Below are 17,646 nucleotides of genomic sequence, written 5' to 3' on the forward strand. Positions count from 1 at the left end.
GGGGTTTTCCGTGTCTCATTATGTGTCGGGGGGGGTCTCTACGAGTGGGCGGGGGGGGGGGTCGGGGCGGGGGGGGGGCGGCCAGGCGCCCCCCGGGGGGGCGTTCCGGCGCCGGGCCGGGGCCCGGCACTACCCTTGGCGCTCAGGGCGTATCCGCCACCAGCGCCAGCCAGCGCTCGATCGCGCGACGGTCGCGTGCGGCCAGCAGCTTCGGTGCGCGCGCGCGCAGCGCGGCCAGGTCGGCCTCGCGGATCGCGCGGCGCACCTCCAGCAGGGTGCCGGGGTGCAGGCTGAATTCGCTCAGGCCCAGCGCCAGCAGCAGCGGAGTCATCCGTGCATCACCGGCCATCTCACCGCAGACCGCCACCGGAATGCGATGCCGCGCGCCGGTCTCGATCACCATCTGCAGCAACCGCAGCACGGCCGGATGCAGCGGCGAATACAGCTCGCCCAGTGCCTCGTTGTTGCGGTCAGCGGCCAGCAGGTACTGCACCAGGTCGTTGGTGCCGATCGACAGGAAGTCGACCAGGTCGATGAAGCTCTCCAGCGCCAACGCCGCAGCGGGCACCTCGATCATCGCCCCAAGCGGCACATGGTCGGACACCATGTGGCCTTCGCTGCGCAGCTGCTCGGTCAGCTTGAGCATGCGCCGGCGCACCGCCAGCAGTTCCTCGCGGGTGCTGACCATCGGCACCAGTACGCGCAGCTTGCCGTAGGCAGAGGCGCGCAGGATCGCGCGCAGCTGGGTGTCGGCCACCTTGGGCCGTGCCAGCGACAGGCGTACGCCGCGCAGTCCCAGAGCCGGGTTTTCTTCGTTGCTCAGGGTCAGGCCGGTGCGGTCGGCCTTGTCCGCGCCCAGATCGAGCGTGCGGATGGTGACCGGTCGCCCGCTCATGCCCAACGCGGCATCGCGGTAGGTCTGGAACTGTTCTTCTTCGTCCGGCAGCTCGTTGCGCTGCAGGAACAGGAATTCGGTGCGGTACAGGCCCAGCCCCTGCGCGCCCAGCGCATGCGCCTGGGTGACGTCCTCCAGCGATTCGGCATTGGCCAGCAGGGCGATGTCGACCTGGTCGCGGGTACGGCTGGGTTTGCTGCGCAGGCGGCCGAGCTCGCGCTGCTCGCGCGCATGTTCTTTCAGGCGCGCGCGGTAGTCGCGCAGGTTGTCGGCCTGCGGGTTGGCGGTGATGCTGCCGTCGGCGCCATCGATGATCAGCACGTCGCCATCGGCGATGCGGCCGAGCAGCTGCGGCACGTTGACGATCAAGGGCAGATGCAGGCTGCGCGCCAGGATCGCACTGTGCGACAGCGCGCTGCCGGCGGCGGTGACGATGCCGACCACGCCCTGCGCCTGCAACTGGGCAAGCTCGGAGGGCGCGATGTTGTCGCAGACCAGGATTTCACCGGCCAGGCCTTTCATTGCCGGCGGGCGTTCGGGCTGCAGGAAGGCGTGGATGCGGCCGATCACATGGTCTAGGTCGTCCATGCGGCTCTTCAGATAGGCATCGTCCATGCCATCGAAGACCTTGGCCAGGCGGTCACGCTGCAGGCGCAACGCATAGCCGGCGCTGTACGGGCCGCTGCGGATCAGTTCGTCCAGCCCGAACAACAGCTCGGGGTCGTCCAGCAGCAGGGCATGCAGGTCGAGGAACTCGCCCACCTCCTGGTTCAGGGCGCCATGCAGGCGCTGCCGCAGTTCGTGCATTTCCGTGCGCGCGGCATCCACCGCGCGGTGCAGGCGGGCCAGCTCGGCCTCGACCTGATGGGCGGCGACGCGCTGCTCGGCCACTTCCAGCGCATGTGGCAGGCGCACCCGCGCCCGGCCCATCGCTGCGCCACGGGCAGCACCGTGCCCGGCCAGCAGCTGTACCGGCCGCTGGCCGGAGGGGACCTGGCCGGCGCGCGCGCGTGGCACGCTCAGCTGTCCTCGTCGAAGCGGCGTTCGAACAGGCCGACCACCGCTTCCATCGCGGCGGCTTCGTCCTCGCCGTTGATGCGCACCGTGACCGGGGTGCCCTGGCCGGCGGCCAGCAGCATCACGCCCATGATGCTCTTGGCGTTGATCTCACGGCCCTTGGCGGCCATGGTCACGTTGCAGCGGAACGGCGCCAGGGTCTGCACCAGCTTGGCGGTGGCCCGGGCGTGCAGGCCCAGGCGGTTGCTCACGGTGAGTTCTCGTTCAAGCATCGTCGACTATCGCTCCATTACGGGTACCCGCCGCGGCTGTGGCGGGCAGTTGATCCAGTCCCTGTTCCGGATAATTCATCACCCGCAGCAACATCGGCAGGCTCAGCGCCGACACCCGGCGAACCGGGGTCCCCAGCCGGGCCAGCTGCCCGGCAAGGTTGGCGGGGCTGGCGCCGTACAGGTCGGTCAGGATCAGCACGCCTTCACCACTGTCGACCCGCCGCAGAGCGGCCGAGGCGAGCGGGAGCAGGGCGTCCAGGTCTGCGTCGAACGGTACTTCGAAAGCTTCGGTTTTCAGCGGCAATTGCCGCAGGAGCCGGGTCGCCACGTCAAGCAGGGCGGTCCCGACCCCGGGATGTGTTACGAGGAGAATGCCACAGGTCATTACTGCACGTTAACAGGTCAAGGTGAATTGGCGATAGCAGCAGATGAGGGGCACTGTGTCCCGTATTCAGTGTTGCTCGGGTCGGAGCCCTTTTCCGTTGGAAAAGGATCCGACCCCATCCGTTTTTCGATGCCTGACCGGGATTCATCCACGCATGGCGTGGATCTGCCGTGTCGACCAAGGTCGACACCTACCAACAGCACACGGAATCTGTCAGAGGTGGGGCGGTGTGGGTCTGCAGGACCGTTGGCGCCATGGATGGCGCCATCGAGCCCCCATGGACGGGTTTACGGCGTGTCCTGCAGACCCACACCGCCCCGCCATCCCACGTAATCCCGCTCTTGCCGTTGACGTGGCCTCTGCGGGTGCCGGGCGCAGCCCGGCCGACCCCCTCAATCCTGTTCGCGGTGGTAGGTCGCCACGTCTTCCCAGCCCATCTCACGGGCGTGGCGCGCCATGCGTTCGGCCAGGAACACCGAGCGGTGCTTGCCGCCGGTGCAGCCAAACGCCACGGTCACGTAGCTGCGCGTGCCATCCCCCAGCTTCGGCAGCCAGGTATCGAGGAAATCCGTCAGCTGGGCCAAGTAGCGCTGCACGTCCGGTTGCGCTTCCAGGTAATCACGCACGCCCGGTTCGCGGCCACTCAGCGCACGCAGATCCGGGTCCCAGTGTGGATTGGGCAGCACCCGCGCATCGAACACGAAGTCAGCCTCGGCCGGCACGCCGCGCTTGTAGGCGAACGATTCGAACAGCAACGACAGGCCGGTGGCATGGTCCATCGTGAACTCGGTGATGATCCGCCGCCGCAGCTGATGCACGTTGAGATTGCTGGTATCGATCACCGCATCGGCCTCGCGGCGCAGCGGTGCGGTCAATTCACGCTCACGCGCGATCGCTTCGGGCAGCGACAGGCCCAGCTGGCTCAGTGGATGGCGGCGGCGGGTGTCGGCGTAGCGTTTGAGCACGGCCTCGTCGCTGGCCTCGAAGAACAGCACCTTCACTTCCACGCCGGCATCGGTGGCCAGCTGCCGCCAGTCGCCCAGCTGGCTCAGGTCGGCCTGGCCGCGCACGTCGATGCCTACTGCCAGGCGGCGTGGTGCGCTGCCGTCGTGGTTGGCCAGCAGGCTGCGCACGAAGTCGGGCAGCAGATTGATCGGCAGGTTGTCCGAGCAGTAGTAGTCCTGGTCCTCGAAGGTCTTCAGGGCGACGGATTTACCCGAGCCGGACAGGCCGCTGACGATGATCAGGGTCGGGGCGGAGGGGGTGACGGTGCTCATGGACAGGCTCTTCGAAGGACAGGGGAATCAGGGTGTTCGCCGTTCCAGCAGGTTGCTGTGGCGGGCGATGAACATGGCCGCCGGGTCGATGCCCTTGGTGCGCAGGATGTGCAGGCGGGTCGCGGCCTCGGTCAGCACGGCCAGGTTGCGGCCGGGCATCACCGGCAGGGTGATCAGCGGTACATCCAGGTCCAGCACATGGCGGGTGCCCGAGTCGCCGGTCAGGCGCTCGTAGCCATGCGGGGTGGGTTCGGTCATCGGCTTGGTCAGGTGGACGATCAGCCGAAGGTACTTGTTCTTCTTTACAGCCGTGTCGCCGAACATCTCGCGCACGTTCAGCACGCCCAGGCCGCGCACTTCCAGCAGGTCCTGCAGCAGTTCGGGGCAGGTGCCATCGAGCACGTCGGGCGCGATCTGGGTGAATTCGGGCGCATCATCGGCGACCAGGCGGTGGCCGCGACTGAGCAGTTCCAGCGCCAGCTCGCTCTTGCCCGATCCGGCCTCACCGGTGATCAGCACGCCGATGGAGTAGATCTCCATGAACACGCCATGCAGGATCACCCGCGGCGCCAGCGTACGCGCCAGGTGGTAGGACAGATGGTTCAGCAGTTCGTGGCCGCGCTTGGGCGACAGCCACAGCGGCGTGCCGGATTCGTCAGCAGCGGCGCGCAGGTCTTCCGGGCAGGCCTGGTTGCGGGTCAGCACCAGCGCCAGCGGGTGCGACTGCATGATCTTTTCGATGGTCTCCCAACGCTGGCGCGGCTCCAGCGCATCCAGCCAGGACAGTTCCTCGGTGCCCAGGATCTGCACCTTGTTGGGGTAGATCGCATTGAGGTAGCCGGCCAGCGACGGACGCCGCGAGACCGTGTTGCCGGCCTCCAGCTCGCGCTTCTCGCCGGACTTGCCGGCAGCCCAGCGCAGCCCCAGCCGCTCGCGCTGCTGTTCGAACAGTTCACGGGCGGTGATGCTGGTATTCATGCGGCACTCGCAGGTGGGGTCATGTCCAGCGCCTCGCGCAGCGCCCGGGCATCGCCCGCTTCGCGCAGGGCCTGGCGGATGTCGGGCGCCGAAAACAGCTCGGCCAGCTCGGACAGCAGCATCAGGTGCTGGTGGGTGTAGTGGGCGGGGACGGCCATGGCGAACACCAGGTCCACCGGCTCGTCGCCACCGAAGTCGACCGGGGTGGCCAACCGCAGCAGGGCGCCTCGGGGGCGGTCCAGGGCTGGCGCGCGGCCGTGGGGAATGGCGATGCCGTGACCGATCGCGGTGCTGCCCAGCGCTTCGCGCTGGCACAGGTTCAGATAGATCTGTTCGGCGTTGGCCTGGCGGCAGGCCAGCAACCCGGCGGCGGCCTGCAGGACGCTGTCGCGGTCGGTGGCCGTGCAGAGCTGGGTCTGCACGGCCGCCAGGAGGTCAGTCAGGGGCATGTCTGCGGGGAACGGTGGCGATCAGCCACCATTGTCGCCCACCGGCAGCGGTGCGTGCTGCTGTTTTTTCTCCTTGTGCTTGATCACCAGACGGTCAAGCTTGTCCGCAAGCAGGTCGATCGCGGCATACATGGTCTGGGCATTGGCCTCGGCGTGCAGGGTCTGGCCGGGAATGTTGAGGCTGGCGTCGACGTGGTGTTCGGTCTTCTGCAGCTTGAGGGTCACCCGCGCTTCGCAGTGCTGGTCGAAGTGTTTGCCGATCCGGGCCAGCTTCTCCTCTACATAGGACTGCAGGGCCGGGGTAACTTCGACATCTTTGCCAAACGTTTCGATGCGCATCGGGTTTCTCCTGTGTTCGGATGTGCCAATGAACCTCTCCGCCGGGCGCGGCGGCGCGTCAAGCGATTCTGACCCTTTCGTGCGAGGCGGAAATGTTCATGGCTTCACGATACTTCGCCACGGTGCGTCGCGCTACTGGAATTCCCGACGATTTGAGCAGGTCAGCCAGCTTGGCGTCAGAAAGCGGCTTGCGCGGGTTCTCGTCGTCGATCAGGCGCCGGATCATCGCCTGGATGGCCGTGCTGGACGCCTCGCCACCGCCCTCGGTATCGATGCCCGAGGCGAAGAAGGCGCGCAGCGGCAGGGTGCCGCGCGGGGTACGCACGTGCTTGCGGGCGATCGCGCGCGAGACCGTGGATTCGTGCAGGCCGAGCTCGGTGGCGATCTCGCGCAGGGTCAGTGGACGCAGCGCCTGCTCGCCGAATTCGAGGAAGCCGGCCTGCTGCAGGATCAGGCTGCGTACCACCCGCAGCAGGGTTTCGCCACGCTGCTGCAGCCCTTTCAGCAGCCAGCGCGCTTCCTGCAGCTGGGCACGCAGGTAGCCGGCATCGGCGTCGCCACAACGTCGGATCAGCTGTTCGTAGCCGCGGTGGATCACCACCTTCGGCCCGGCATGCGCGGCCAGCGCTGCGCGCCATACGCCGTTCTGCCGCCACACCACCACATCCGGCACTACGTAGGTGTCCTGCGACAGCGGTGCGATCTGCGTGCCCGGGCGCGGGTCCAGCGAGCGCAGCAGGGTGACTGCGGTCTCGACCTCGTCCAGGGGCTGTTTCAGTTCATGGGCCAGCCCGGCGACGCCGCTGCGCGGCAGCCGTTCCAGCGGGCCTGCGGCAATCTGTCGCGCCAGCACCAGGCCGGGCGTGTCACCGGCCAGCACATCCAGCTGCAGCAGCAGGCATTCGCCCAGCGTGCGTGCAGCCACACCGACCGGATCGAAACGCTGGATGCGATGCAGCACGGCGAGGATCTCGTCCTCGTCGGCGTGGATCGCCGGCAACAGGGTTTCGGCGATGGTGGCCAGCGGCTCGCGCAGGTAACCGTCGTCGTCCAGCGCATCGATCAGTGCGGCACCGATACTGCGATCACGCGAGGACAGATGCGACAGATGCAGCTGCCACAGCAGATGGTCGGCCAGTGTTTCGGTTTCGGCTACGCGCTCGGCGGCGCTGCCGTTGTCGTCGTCATCGTCGAAGCTGCCGCCGCTGCCGGCCGCGCTCCAGTCCAGTTCGGCCGGTGCCCAGTCGTCACCAGCATCGGTACGTTCTGCGGGGGCGTCACCGTCGTTGCCATCGCTGCCTTCGTTGCCGGCGCTGCTGCTATCACTGCTGTCGGCCCAGTCCAGCAGCGGATTGCTTTCCACCGCCTGGGCGATCTCCAGCTCCAGCTCGGTGGTGGACATCTGCAGCAGCTTGATCGCCTGCTGCAACTGGGGCGTGAGCACCAGCTGCTGTCCCAACGATGTCTGCAGCCGAGTCTTCATGCCTGTGCCGAAAGGAAGGAGAGGAACCCGGCGACTGCTTCACAGCTTGAAGGAATCCCCGAGGTAGACGCGACGTACATCGGCGTTGTCCAGGATCGCTTCCGGCGAACCCTGGGCCAGCACGCTGCCCTCGGCGAGGATATACGCGCGGTCGCAGATACCCAAGGTCTCGCGCACGTTGTGGTCGGTGATCAGCACACCGATGCCACGCTGCTTGAGATGGGTGACGATGCGCTGGATCTCGCCGACGGAAATCGGGTCGACGCCGGCGAACGGTTCGTCGAGCAGGATCAGGCGCGGCTGCGCGGCCAGGGCACGGGCGATCTCGCAGCGGCGACGTTCGCCACCGGACAGGCTGGCGCCGAGCTGGTCGGCGACGTGGCCCAGCTGCAGTTCGTCGAGCAGGCTGTTCAATTCACGCTCGCGGCCAGCCGAATCCAGGCCCTCGCGCAGCTCCAGCACCAGGCGGATGTTGTCGGCCACGGTCAGCTTGCGGAACACCGACGGCTCCTGCGGCAGGTAACCCACGCCCTGCTTGGCCCGGGTATACATCGGGTCGCCGGTGATGTCCTTGCCGTCGAGCACGATGCTGCCAGCATCGGCGGCAACCAGGCCGACGATCATGTAGAAGCAGGTGGTCTTGCCGGCGCCGTTGGGGCCGAGCAGGCCGACCACTTCACCGGCGTCGAGGGTCAGCCCGAAGTCCTTGACGACTTCGCGTTGCTTGTACTTCTTGCGCAGGCCCTTGGCGACGAGCATTACTTCCTGCTCCCGGCCGGCTGTGCCGGCGTGGTGGCCTTGGGCTGTGCCGCAGGTGCGGCCGGGGTCTTGTTCTTCGGCGGGATGACGGTGCGCACGCGGCTGCCGTCACCACCGGAGTTCATTTCGCCGGTGCGGGTGTTGTAGATCATGCGCTGGCCGGCATTGGTGCCGCGCGCGCTGGTGACCTTGTAGTTGCCGGTCAGGGTGATGATCTCGGTCTTGATGTCGTAGTCGATGCGATCGGCCAGCGCGTCCATCCAGGTGCCATCATCGAGCTGCTGCTTCATCTTGGCCTGCTTGCCGGTGAACACCACACGCACCGCTTCGCCGTCCTTGAGGTAGATCTCGGCCTCGGACGAGCGCAGGTCCAGCGTGCCCTGGGTGATGATCACGCCCTGCGACAGCACGGTCTTGCCGTCGCCGGTGAGCATGCCCGACTGGGCGCCGGAATCGATGTGCATGTCTTCGTTGCGGTCGGTGGACTTGGCGAAGGCGGCGCTGGGGACAAGAAGACCAAGCGCGAGTACGGCGGCAAAGGGAATCTTCATCGGGGTCCGTTCTACCGGTGGGGGCCTCCCGGGTGGACCGGGGGCGGGCGGGTGGGGCTGCCGGCCTTGCGCCTGTCCGGAGACGTCGCAGGCTGGCGGCGGAATCAGCGTTTGGGCGTGTAGCGGCCCTTGGACTGGCTGAGGAAATGATACGTGTTGTTCTTCGAATCCACTTCGAAGCCGACACCGGACTGTTCCATGCCCGGGCGGGTCATGGTCACCAGGGCGTCGGTGCGGGCGCGGTTTTCCTTCGGGAACACGTCCAGATGGTCGGTGCGGAAGGTGGTTGGCACCGTGCCCGGGCCGACCGGGCTGTCGCCGGCGACATTGCCGCGCAGCTTCATCTCGTCGCCCTTGGCGCTGAGCCAGCCGGTTTCGGCACGCAGGGTCCAGTGCCTGCCATCCTTGTCCGGCATCTCGAACAACGGCGTGGCGATGTTGATGGTCTGGTCACCGCGCTGGCGTTCCAGCAACGGTGCGCGGAGAGTGGTCGATTCCTTGCCGTGCTCATCCAGGGCGACGATCTGGAAGTCGTGCAGGATGTAATCCACGCCCACTTCCTGGCCGCCACTGGCTGGCCCCTTGTCGCGGTTGCGCAGCGCCGCCCAGCTGCTCAGCAGGGCGGCCAGCAGCAGGCCGATGCCGAGCAGGGTGCGCCAGTTCACGGTCGGCAGGTTCATGCGCCGAACCTCGCCAGCACCGCATCCACATGCCCCTGCGCGGCCAGCAGGATGTCACACAGCTCGCGCGCGGCGCCACGCCCGCCATCGGCACGGGTCTGCCAGTGCACGCGCTCGGCGATCCACGGATGGGCGTTGGCCGGCGCCACCGCCAGGCCGACCGCGCCCAGCGGCGCCAGGTCCGGCAGGTCATCGCCCATGAAGGCCACCTGTTCCAGGCCGATGCCATGCTGCGCGCACAGCGCCTGCACGCTGGCCAGCTTGTCGCCCACGGCGATCTGGGTGTCGATGCCGAGGTCGGCGCCGCGCTTGAGCGCGGACTGGCTGTTGCGCGCGGTGATCAGCACGGGGTGGATGCCGTGCTGCTGCAGCAGTTTCAGGCCCAGGCCATCCTGCACGAAGTACGCCTTGCTCTCGTTGCCGTCCTTGTCGTAGTACAGCCGACCGTCGGTGAGGGTGCCGTCCACGTCGAAGCAGGCCAAGCGGATACGGGCCGCGGCGGCATGCAGGTGGGCAGGGAAGGCGGGCAAGGGGGACCAGGGCATCAGGGCGGCAGGCTCGGTGGGTTCGGGTGGGGCAGTACAGACTGAATGGGGTCTACGGACTGTCGGTTAAACCACCCGGGCCCGCAACAGGTCATGAATGTTCAGGGCGCCGACCGCACGCCCCTGGCCATCGACCACGATCAGGCCGGTGATCTTGTGGGTCTCCATCAGCCGGGCCGCCTCCACCGCCAGCTGGTCGGCGCCGATGGTGCGCGGGTTGCGCGTCATCACATCGGCGATCTTCGCCGTGCGCACGTCCAGCGCGCTGTCCAGCGCGCGGCGCAGGTCGCCGTCGGTGAACAGGCCGATCAGCACGCCGCCGGCATCGACCACGGCGGTCATGCCCAGCCGTTTGCGGCTCATCTCCATCAGCGCTTCACTGAGACTGGCGTCGGCGCCCACGCTGGGCAGGTCGTCGCCGGTGTGCATCACGTCGGTGATGTGCAGCAGCAGGCGGCGGCCGAGGCTGCCGGCCGGGTGTGAACGGGCGAAATCGTCGGCGGTGAAGCCGCGTGCGTCGAGCAGGGCCACGGCCAGCGCGTCGCCCATTGCCAGCGAGGCGGTGGTGCTGGAGGTCGGCGCCAGCGCCAGCGGACAGGCCTCGGCCGGCACGCTCACGTCCAGGTGGATGTCGGCGGCGGTGGCCAGGCTGGACTGTGGGCGCCCGGTCATGGAAATCAGCACGTTGCCCTGGCGCTTGAGCACCGGCAGCAGCATCAGCACCTCGTCTGACTCGCCCGAATAGGACAGGGCCAGCACCACGTCGTCCTCGGTGATCATGCCGAGGTCGCCGTGGCCGGCTTCACCCGGGTGCACGTAGAACGCCGGCGTACCGGTGGACGCCAGGGTGGCCGCGATCTTGCGGGCGATGTGCCCGGACTTGCCCATGCCGGTGGCGACCACCCGGCCGCGGCTGGCCAGGATCGCCTGGCAGGCCTGCTGGAACGCCTCGCCAAGGCGGTCGGCCACGGCGTCCAGCGCCTGCCGCTCGATCTCGAAGACGCGGCGGCCGCTGGCGACCAGGCCGGCAGGGTCGACGGAACGGGGGGGCAACAGGGATTCGGCCATGCGGACGCCACGCAGCGGAAGTAGAATGGAGGCACATTTTATTAGGAAAGCCCGTTGGACGCCGACACCATCCGCAATCTGATCGAAACCGGCCTGCCCGGCGCCCGCGCCGACGTGCAGGGCGACGATGGCGTGCATTTCGAAGCGACCGTGGTCTGCGAGGCCTTCGCCGGCAAGATGCCGCTGGCCCGCCACCGCATGGTGTATGCCACGCTGGGCGACCTGATGGGCGGCGCGATCCACGCGCTGGCGCTGAAAACCGTGACCCCGGCCGAAGCCGGCTGAACCGCAGAAGATCCCGAATACATGGCCAAGATCGTTGTGACCGGCGGCGCTGCGCTGCACGGTGAAGTGAGCATCTCCGGCGCCAAGAACGCCGTCCTCCCCATTCTCTGCGCGACCCTGCTGGCCGATGCGCCGGTGGAGATCACCAACGTGCCGCACCTGCACGACGTGGTCACCACGGTGAAGCTGCTGGGCGAGCTGGGCGCCAAGGTCACCATCGACCAGGGCACGCTGTCGCGCGGCAGTGCGATCGTGGTCGACCCGCGTTCGGTCAACCAGCACGTGGCACCGTACGAGCTGGTCAAGACCATGCGCGCCTCGATCCTGGTGCTGGGCCCGCTGCTGGCCCGCTTCGGCGCGGCCGAAGTATCGCTGCCGGGCGGCTGCGCGATCGGTTCGCGTCCGGTCGACCAGCACATCAAGGGCCTGCAGGCGCTGGGTGCCGAGATCGTGGTCGAGAACGGCTTCATCAAGGCCACCGCCAAGCGGCTGAAGGGGGGGCACTTCACCTTCGACATGGTCAGCGTCACCGGCACCGAGAACGTGCTGATGGGCGCGGTGCTGGCCGAAGGCACCACCATCCTCGACAACTGCGCGATGGAACCGGAAGTGACCGATCTGGCGCACTGCCTGATCGCGCTGGGCGCGAAAATCGAAGGCCTGGGCACTGCCCGCCTGGTGATCGAAGGCGTCGAGCGCCTGTCCGGTGGCCGCCACGAAGTGCTGCCCGACCGTATCGAGACCGGCACCTTCCTGGTGGCCGCAGCGATGACCGGTGGCAAGGTCACGGTCAACCGTGCGCGCCCGAACACCATGGACGCGGTACTGTCCAAGCTGGTCGAAGCCGGTGCGAAGATCGAGACCACCGACGACAGCATCACCCTGGACATGCAGGGCAAGCGGCCGAAGGCGGTCAACCTGACCACCGCGCCGTACCCGGCGTTCCCGACCGACATGCAGGCGCAGTTCATGGCGCTCAACTGCGTGGCCGACGGCGTGGGCGTGATCAACGAAACGATCTTCGAGAACCGTTTCATGCACGTCAACGAACTGCTGCGCCTGGGCGCGGACATCCAGGTCGAAGGGCATACCGCCATCGTGCGTGGCAACGAGCACCTGAGCGGCGCGCCGGTGATGGCCACCGACCTGCGCGCCTCGGCCTCGCTGATCCTGGCCGGCCTGATGGCCAGCGGCGATACCACCATCGACCGCATCTACCACCTTGATCGTGGCTACGAGAACATCGAAGAGAAGCTGTCTTCGCTCGGTGCCACCATCCGGCGCGTGCCATGATCCTGCGCGGCAAGTTCAGCCCGCGTCGCAAGGCGCTGCTGGCGCTGGTGCTGATCGTGCTGGCGTGGCTGGGCTATGCCTGGTACGCCAACATCGCCATCACCCAGGGCATCGAGCAGAAGGACATGGACTGGAACGGCGACGGCACGGTCTCGCGTGATGAAATCATCGAGTCGTTCTATGCGGTCGCGGTGAACGACAGCCAGGACGGCAACCGTCATTGCCGCACCTTCGTCTGGCGCAGCACCGGTGAGCAGATCCGCGTGGACTGCCGGACCGAGTTCAAGCCGGCCGAGGAACAGAAACCGGCTGAAGCGAAGAAATAAGAAAACGCCCGCGAAAGCGGGCGTTTCTTTGGGATACACCCATCCACGCATGGCGTGGATCTACTGGAACGTGAAGTAGATCCACGCCATGCGTGGATGACGTGGATCTCCGGTCAGTTCATCGCCTTGATGGTCAGGTCCAGCGCATCGCGGCCGCTCTCACGCTGCAGCATGCGCGCCGGCACCGGGAATTCCGGCACGATCCAGGCGATCAGCTCCTTGTTGCCGTCGGCGCGCGAGACCTTGGTGGCCTCGTAGCTCTTGCCGCCCACGGTGATCGATTCCTTGCCGATCACACGGTACGTCATGTTCTTGATGCGGCCTTCGTCGACCATGCGATAGGTCAGCGGCTTGCCCGCCGCCAGGTCACGGGCGATCGCCAGGTTGATCAGCAGCGCGTCCATGTCACCGGCTTTCAGCGCAATCGGGCCAGCGCGATCCGGCTTGATGTCACCGGTCCAGGTGGCCTGGTTGCTGGTCCAGTTGTAGTTGGCCTGCACGTTGCGCTTCTTCACCAGCAGCGCCGAACGGTCCTGGCTGCTGAGCGGGCGCAGCTGGCCACGCACTTCCTCGAACACCGTGCTCTGGCTGAGGTCGGCCAGCTGGTTCTTCACCTGCAGGCTGTAGCGCCACTTGTTGCTGCCTTCGCTGGCCAGGGTCATGGTGCCGTTGGCCTGCATGCCCATGTAGCTGGCCAGGTAATCGGCCTTGAACGGTTCCAGCGCCATGGCCGGCAGGCTGGCCACGGTCAGGGCAGCGGCTGCGATCCAGGTGAGGGGGCGGGTCAGGGTATTCATGCTCAGACTCCTTGGTATTCGATCAGGCGCAGATCGACGCGGTCTTCGCCGTCTTCGCGTTGCAGGATGCGCACCGGGGTGGGGACACCGTTGGCGATCCAGAGAATGGTTTCGTTTCTGCCACCGTTGGTCCGGTAGACCCGCAGTGCGTTGTAGGACAGGTCGCCGACCTCGACGTTCTCGGTCTGCGGCGCGGCCTGGTAGTCGTGTTCGCGGACCTTGCCCATGTCCACGTAGCGGTAATGCATGGAGGCGCCTGGACGCGCATCGCGCATGATCGCCAGGTTGATCAGCAGCGCGCTCTGGTCGCCTGCCTGCAGCGGGATCGGCTGCGCGCGTTCCTTCTTGACGTCACCGGTCCATTGCGCGGTGCCGGCCTGCCAGTTGTAGGTGCCGACCGCCTTCTTGCCCAGGAACAGGCCCTTGCGCACCGTACTCTGGCTGAGCGGCGCATACACGCCGCTGCGCTCCTCGAACACCGTGCTCTGTTCGATGTTCAGGCCCAGCACGCTGGCAAAGCCGCGGCGGCCGACCACCTGCATGTCCACCCGCCACTGGCTGCCGCCGGTGTGGGTGACCTGCATGCTGGCATCGCCCGCTTCCTTGCCCTTGTAGAAGGCCTGGTAGGTGGCGCTGAACGGTTGCAGCGGCGGTGGCTCCCAGGCCAGTGCCGGTGGCATCGGTACGGCCGGCGCATCGGCTGGCGGCTGCGCTGCGGGCACGGGTGCCGGCGGGGTGGCGGGCGCCTGTGCCTGGCCCCAGCCCACGCCGGGGAACACGGCAAGCGACAACAGCAATGGAGTGGACAGCAGGGTCGTGGTCTTCATGGAGGACAGGGACCGCAGGAGGGGGCAGGATGCCAGCCCCGCAGTCAGCGGGGCGTGTGCATGGGGACTACCGGTTCAGGTTCCCGGCGGAATCTAGGGCCAACGGGCTAAACAGGGGGTGACCGTCCAGTTGCGGCTGGCCCTCCCGTTCAGCCAGGCGGCCGGCGCACAACAGCTGCAGGGTGGCGATCAGCAGCGGATGCTCCACCGCCAGCACGCGCGCGGCCAGGCTGTCGGCGTCATCGCCGGGCAGCACCGGCACCCGCACCTGCGCCAGCACGGCGCCCGCATCCAGCTCGGGCACGACCAGATGCACGCTGGCACCGTGCTCGGCGTCGCCCGCCTGCAGCGCCCGGGCGTGGGTGTCCAAGCCCTTGTGCAGCGGCAGCAGCGATGGATGGATGTTGACCAGCCGGCCATTGAAGCGCTGTACGAAGGCCGCGCCGAGGATGCGCATGTAGCCGGCGCAGACGATCCAGTCCGGTTGTACTGCGGCCAGCGCATCGCCGAGCGCCTGCTCGTAGCTGGCGCGGTCGCTGAAGGACTTCGGTGCATGCGCCCAGCGCAGGTTCGGTGCGACGCGCTGCAGGGCCTCTGCGGCGGGGCGGTCGGAAAACACGCCGACCACCTCGGCGGGCAGTCGGCCGTCGGCAATGGCATCGAGGATGGCCTGCAGGTTGCTGCCGCGGCCGGAGGCGAGCACGGCAATGCGGGTGGTCGCGGTCACTGCTGGGCGCTCCGGCGGATCAGCGGCCAGATCAGCAGGCTGCCGAGGGTGGCCATCAGCATGTCGGCGTGCGCGTCCCACATGTCGCCCTGCTGCCCGTTGTAGGCCTCGGCAGCATCCGGCGACAGCGCCAGCGCGATGGCCCACTCGAACCATTCGTACACCAGGCTGGCACACATCACCGTCATCACCGCCAGGGTGAAGGCCTGGCCCAGGCGCAGCGCCGGCCACGCATGGCGGGCAAGCTGCAGCAGCGCAGGAGTGAAGCAGACGCCGAACAGGAAGTGGATGAGGCGATCGAAATGGTTGCGCTGCCAGCCGAAGGCCGCATTCGGCGACCAGCCGCTCAGCGTCTGCGCCCAGGCGTCGTAGGGCACGTTGGAATACAGCCAGCGCGCGGCCACGCAGTGCAGGGCGATGAAGCCGCAGATCGCGATGAAGGCGCCGTTGCCCAGCCAGCCGCCGCGACGGTCGACCCACAGCAGCGCGGCCAGCCCGATCACGGTCAGGGTGCTGTGCAGGGCCTGTTCGGTAGGCCACAGCGGGTGGACCCAGCTGATTGCGAACACCGCAAGCACGGCGGCAAAGGCCAGCTTCTTGGGGCCCGAGAAACGGTGGGTGGTGGGCGAAGCGGACGTCGGGAGGGCAGGCGCGGACATGGGAAATCGATCAGGAAAGGACGGGGCGTCTGCCGGCAGGTTCAGACACTGAGGTGGTCGCCGCGGTCGAACAGCGCGGCCATGTCAGGTTTGGACAGGAACACCCAGGCATAGGCGGCCAAGGCCATGCCCAGCGGGCCGGCCAGTACGCCCAGCCACGCCGCGCGCCGGCACCAGGCCAGCCCGGTGCGATGTGACAGCTGGCGCGCGGTATACAACTGCACGAACCCCAGCACGGCCGCCAGCACGGCGATGGACGCATAGACCGTGGTCAGCATCCAGGCATCGTCCAGCCCGCGCGAGTGGGCCACCCATCCGCTGAGGCCAAGGAACGCCACTGTGGCGAACCAATGGAAGCCGGCCAACGCGTAGAACAGCACTTTCAGCGTCTGCAGATGGCTGATCAGCTGCAGCTGCGCCAGGGTCTGATGCGGCAGCGGCGGCGGATTGCCGGAGGCGGTCATGCGGGCGTGGCGGGAAGGTCGAAGGCGGCCTTCACCTGCGGGCGCAGCAGGGTGATCAGGCTGAACACCCCCAGCACCGTGCCGATGGGGGTGAACAGGCAGGCCAGGCCGGCCGCGATCAGGCACAGCAGGTAGCGGCGTCTCTGGGCCAGGCAGCGGCCGGCATAGGCGACGAACGCGCCCAGGCTGACGCCACCGAATACGGCGACGCAACCGATGAGGGTGAACATCCAGCCGAACAGGCGCTGTTCGGCCGGCGACGACGGCTGGCCGCCGGAATTCATCGGCAGGTTGCCGCTGAGCGCGGTGATGCCCAGCACGATGTGGATGATGAAGATCAGCGAGAACAGCACGATCAGGCCGCCGACCACGTAGTGCGCGATGGCCAGCATGCGCAGGTGGTCAGCATCCTGCGCGCTGAACACCGGTACCGTCGCCAGCGGCGGCGGCACGGGGGCGGGCGACAAGGGGGGCGTTGCGTCCATGCGGGCTCCTGGGTTGTCGGGATCAGGCGATGTGGACGCGCTCGGCGCCTTCGGCGGTGACCACCTGGCCGATGGTCCAGTGCTCCAGGCCCTGCGCCTTGACCGCATCGGATACCGCGGCCACCTGGTCCGGCGCCACGATCAGCACGAAGCCGATACCGCAGTTGAAGGTGCGCCACATCTCGCTGTCGGCTACCGCGCCTTCCTTCTGCAGCCACTGGAACACCGGCGGCAGGGTCCAGGCCGAGGCCTGGATGTCCAGGCCGAGGCCGTCGGGCACCACGCGGATGATGTTCTCGGTCAGGCCGCCACCGGTGATGTGGGCCATGCCGTGGATGGCCGCGCCGTGCGACTTCAGCAGCGACAGGATCGGCTTCACGTACAGGCGGGTCGGCGCCATCAGCGCATCGACCAGCTTCACGCCGCCTTCCAGCTCCAGCTCGGCCGGGCGGCCGGCGCGGTCGTAGATGCGGCGCACCAGCGAGTAGCCGTTGGAATGCGGGCCGGACGAAGCGATGCCGATCAGCACGTCGCCGGCAGCCACGCTGGCGCCATCCTTCAGCTCGCTCTTCTCGACCGCGGCGACGGTGAAGCCGGCCAGGTCGTACTCGCCCGGGGCATACATGTCGGGCATTTCAGCGGTTTCGCCGCCGATCAGCGCGCAGCCGGCCTCGGTGCAGCCGTTGGCGATGCCGCCCACGACCGCCGCGGCGGTGTCGATGTCCAGCTTGCCGGTGGCGAAGTAGTCCAGGAAGAACAGCGGTTCGGCACCCTGCACCAGCACGTCGTTCACGCACATGGCGACCAGATCGATGCCGATCGTATCGTGGCGGTTCAGCTGGTGGGCCAGCTTCAGCTTGGTGCCCACGCCGTCGGTGCCCGACACCAGCACCGGCTCGCGGTACTTGTTGGACAGGTCGAACAGGGCGCCGAAGCCGCCCAGGCCGCCCATCACTTCCGGGCGGAAGCTGCGCTTGACCAGGGGCTTGATCCGCTCGACCAGTTCGTTGCCGGCGTCGATGTCGACACCCGCGTCACGGTAGGTGAGGGGGGAGGGGGCGGAAGACGGGGTGTTGGTCACGGGC

23 protein-coding genes are annotated in these 17,646 nt (G+C 67.7%); 3 read left to right on the top strand and 20 right to left on the bottom strand.

Going from position 1 to position 17,646, the window contains the following annotated elements:
- Window positions 1–142: 142 nt before the first annotated feature.
- The 13 genes from ptsP to AC5O77_RS15390 all read right to left on the bottom strand — a co-directional run bounded on the left by ptsP (window position 143) and on the right by AC5O77_RS15390 (window position 10,698).
- Entirely contained in the window at window positions 143–1,912 is a 1,770-nt protein-coding gene (gene ptsP, locus AC5O77_RS15330; protein ID WP_494506943.1) for a phosphoenolpyruvate--protein phosphotransferase, read from the bottom strand.
- A gap of 2 nt (window positions 1,913–1,914) precedes the next feature.
- Window positions 1,915–2,184, bottom strand: a complete 270-nt coding sequence (locus tag AC5O77_RS15335; protein WP_005408385.1) for an HPr family phosphocarrier protein — start codon at window positions 2,182–2,184, stop codon at window positions 1,915–1,917.
- The gene (locus tag AC5O77_RS15340; protein WP_014036239.1) at window positions 2,177–2,569 is read right to left on the bottom strand and encodes a PTS sugar transporter subunit IIA; all 393 of its coding nucleotides are present in this window, start codon (window positions 2,567–2,569) and stop codon (window positions 2,177–2,179) included. Before AC5O77_RS15340 ends, AC5O77_RS15335 begins: the two co-directional genes overlap by 8 nt.
- A gap of 392 nt (window positions 2,570–2,961) precedes the next feature.
- The gene (rapZ, locus tag AC5O77_RS15345; protein WP_494506944.1) at window positions 2,962–3,846 is read right to left on the bottom strand and encodes an RNase adapter RapZ; all 885 of its coding nucleotides are present in this window, start codon (window positions 3,844–3,846) and stop codon (window positions 2,962–2,964) included.
- A gap of 27 nt (window positions 3,847–3,873) precedes the next feature.
- Window positions 3,874–4,824 carry an HPr(Ser) kinase/phosphatase gene (gene hprK / locus AC5O77_RS15350; protein ID WP_005408388.1) on the bottom strand — a complete coding sequence of 317 codons (951 nt, stop codon included), beginning with the start codon at window positions 4,822–4,824 and terminating at the stop codon, window positions 3,874–3,876.
- Window positions 4,821–5,273: a PTS sugar transporter subunit IIA gene (locus AC5O77_RS15355; protein WP_494506945.1), complete on the bottom strand. Its 453-nt coding sequence runs from the start codon at window positions 5,271–5,273 to the stop codon at window positions 4,821–4,823. The genes hprK and AC5O77_RS15355 overlap by 4 nt, the downstream gene beginning before the upstream one ends.
- 21 nt (window positions 5,274–5,294) lie before the next feature.
- Window positions 5,295–5,612, bottom strand: coding sequence for a ribosome hibernation-promoting factor, HPF/YfiA family (gene hpf / locus AC5O77_RS15360; protein ID WP_004147311.1), 318 nt, complete (start codon window positions 5,610–5,612; stop codon window positions 5,295–5,297).
- Between the two features lie 58 nt (window positions 5,613–5,670).
- Window positions 5,671–7,095 carry an RNA polymerase factor sigma-54 gene (locus AC5O77_RS15365; protein ID WP_494506946.1) on the bottom strand — a complete coding sequence of 475 codons (1,425 nt, stop codon included), beginning with the start codon at window positions 7,093–7,095 and terminating at the stop codon, window positions 5,671–5,673.
- A 39-nt stretch (window positions 7,096–7,134) separates the two neighbouring features.
- The gene (gene lptB / locus AC5O77_RS15370) at window positions 7,135–7,854 is read right to left on the bottom strand and encodes an LPS export ABC transporter ATP-binding protein (RefSeq protein WP_049400688.1); all 720 of its coding nucleotides are present in this window, start codon (window positions 7,852–7,854) and stop codon (window positions 7,135–7,137) included.
- Window positions 7,854–8,405, bottom strand: coding sequence for a lipopolysaccharide transport periplasmic protein LptA (gene lptA, locus AC5O77_RS15375; protein WP_049462882.1), 552 nt, complete (start codon window positions 8,403–8,405; stop codon window positions 7,854–7,856). The genes lptB and lptA overlap by 1 nt, the downstream gene beginning before the upstream one ends.
- 104 nt (window positions 8,406–8,509) lie before the next feature.
- A complete protein-coding gene (gene lptC / locus AC5O77_RS15380) occupies window positions 8,510–9,085 on the bottom strand; it encodes an LPS export ABC transporter periplasmic protein LptC (protein WP_049462883.1) in 576 nt (191 codons plus the stop codon).
- A complete protein-coding gene (locus AC5O77_RS15385; RefSeq protein ID WP_049398160.1) occupies window positions 9,082–9,630 on the bottom strand; it encodes a KdsC family phosphatase in 549 nt (182 codons plus the stop codon). The genes lptC and AC5O77_RS15385 overlap by 4 nt, the downstream gene beginning before the upstream one ends.
- A 66-nt stretch (window positions 9,631–9,696) precedes the next feature.
- Entirely contained in the window at window positions 9,697–10,698 is a 1,002-nt protein-coding gene (locus tag AC5O77_RS15390; RefSeq protein WP_049421533.1) for a KpsF/GutQ family sugar-phosphate isomerase, read from the bottom strand.
- 54 nt (window positions 10,699–10,752) lie between these two features.
- Here AC5O77_RS15390 and AC5O77_RS15395 point away from each other — a divergent pair, with 54 nt between their 5' ends.
- The 3 genes from AC5O77_RS15395 to AC5O77_RS15405 are packed head-to-tail and all read left to right on the top strand — an operon-like array spanning window position 10,753 to window position 12,602.
- Entirely contained in the window at window positions 10,753–10,983 is a 231-nt protein-coding gene (locus AC5O77_RS15395) for a BolA family protein (RefSeq protein WP_005408396.1), read from the top strand.
- Window positions 10,984–11,004: 21 nt separating this feature from the next.
- On the top strand, window positions 11,005–12,276 hold the full coding sequence (gene murA / locus AC5O77_RS15400; RefSeq protein ID WP_049462885.1) for a UDP-N-acetylglucosamine 1-carboxyvinyltransferase: 1,272 nt from the start codon (window positions 11,005–11,007) through the stop codon (window positions 12,274–12,276).
- Entirely contained in the window at window positions 12,273–12,602 is a 330-nt protein-coding gene (locus tag AC5O77_RS15405) for a hypothetical protein (RefSeq protein ID WP_032130368.1), read from the top strand. Before murA ends, AC5O77_RS15405 begins: the two co-directional genes overlap by 4 nt.
- 113 nt (window positions 12,603–12,715) lie before the next feature.
- Here the strand turns inward: AC5O77_RS15405 and AC5O77_RS15410 are convergent, their stop codons facing one another.
- The 7 genes from AC5O77_RS15410 to purM form a co-directional block, all read right to left on the bottom strand.
- Window positions 12,716–13,399, bottom strand: coding sequence for a DUF3108 domain-containing protein (locus tag AC5O77_RS15410; protein WP_010483632.1), 684 nt, complete (start codon window positions 13,397–13,399; stop codon window positions 12,716–12,718).
- 2 nt (window positions 13,400–13,401) lie between these two features.
- Window positions 13,402–14,226 carry a DUF3108 domain-containing protein gene (locus AC5O77_RS15415; protein ID WP_049462886.1) on the bottom strand — a complete coding sequence of 275 codons (825 nt, stop codon included), beginning with the start codon at window positions 14,224–14,226 and terminating at the stop codon, window positions 13,402–13,404.
- 67 nt (window positions 14,227–14,293) lie between these two features.
- Entirely contained in the window at window positions 14,294–14,953 is a 660-nt protein-coding gene (purN, locus tag AC5O77_RS15420) for a phosphoribosylglycinamide formyltransferase (RefSeq protein ID WP_049398165.1), read from the bottom strand.
- Window positions 14,950–15,612, bottom strand: coding sequence for a DUF2238 domain-containing protein (locus AC5O77_RS15425; protein WP_049398166.1), 663 nt, complete (start codon window positions 15,610–15,612; stop codon window positions 14,950–14,952). Before AC5O77_RS15425 ends, purN begins: the two co-directional genes overlap by 4 nt.
- Window positions 15,613–15,653: 41 nt before the next feature.
- On the bottom strand, window positions 15,654–16,076 hold the full coding sequence (locus AC5O77_RS15430) for a hypothetical protein (protein WP_494506947.1): 423 nt from the start codon (window positions 16,074–16,076) through the stop codon (window positions 15,654–15,656).
- Complete coding sequence (locus AC5O77_RS15435; RefSeq protein WP_494506948.1) at window positions 16,073–16,561, bottom strand: hypothetical protein; 489 nt, start codon at window positions 16,559–16,561, stop codon at window positions 16,073–16,075. The genes AC5O77_RS15430 and AC5O77_RS15435 overlap by 4 nt, the downstream gene beginning before the upstream one ends.
- Before the next feature lie 22 nt (window positions 16,562–16,583).
- The gene (gene purM, locus AC5O77_RS15440) at window positions 16,584–17,642 is read right to left on the bottom strand and encodes a phosphoribosylformylglycinamidine cyclo-ligase (protein ID WP_125894165.1); all 1,059 of its coding nucleotides are present in this window, start codon (window positions 17,640–17,642) and stop codon (window positions 16,584–16,586) included.
- Between the last annotated feature and the right edge of the window lie 4 nt (window positions 17,643–17,646).

It is taken from the genome of Stenotrophomonas sp. INTA L402-1, from assembly GCF_059295135.1.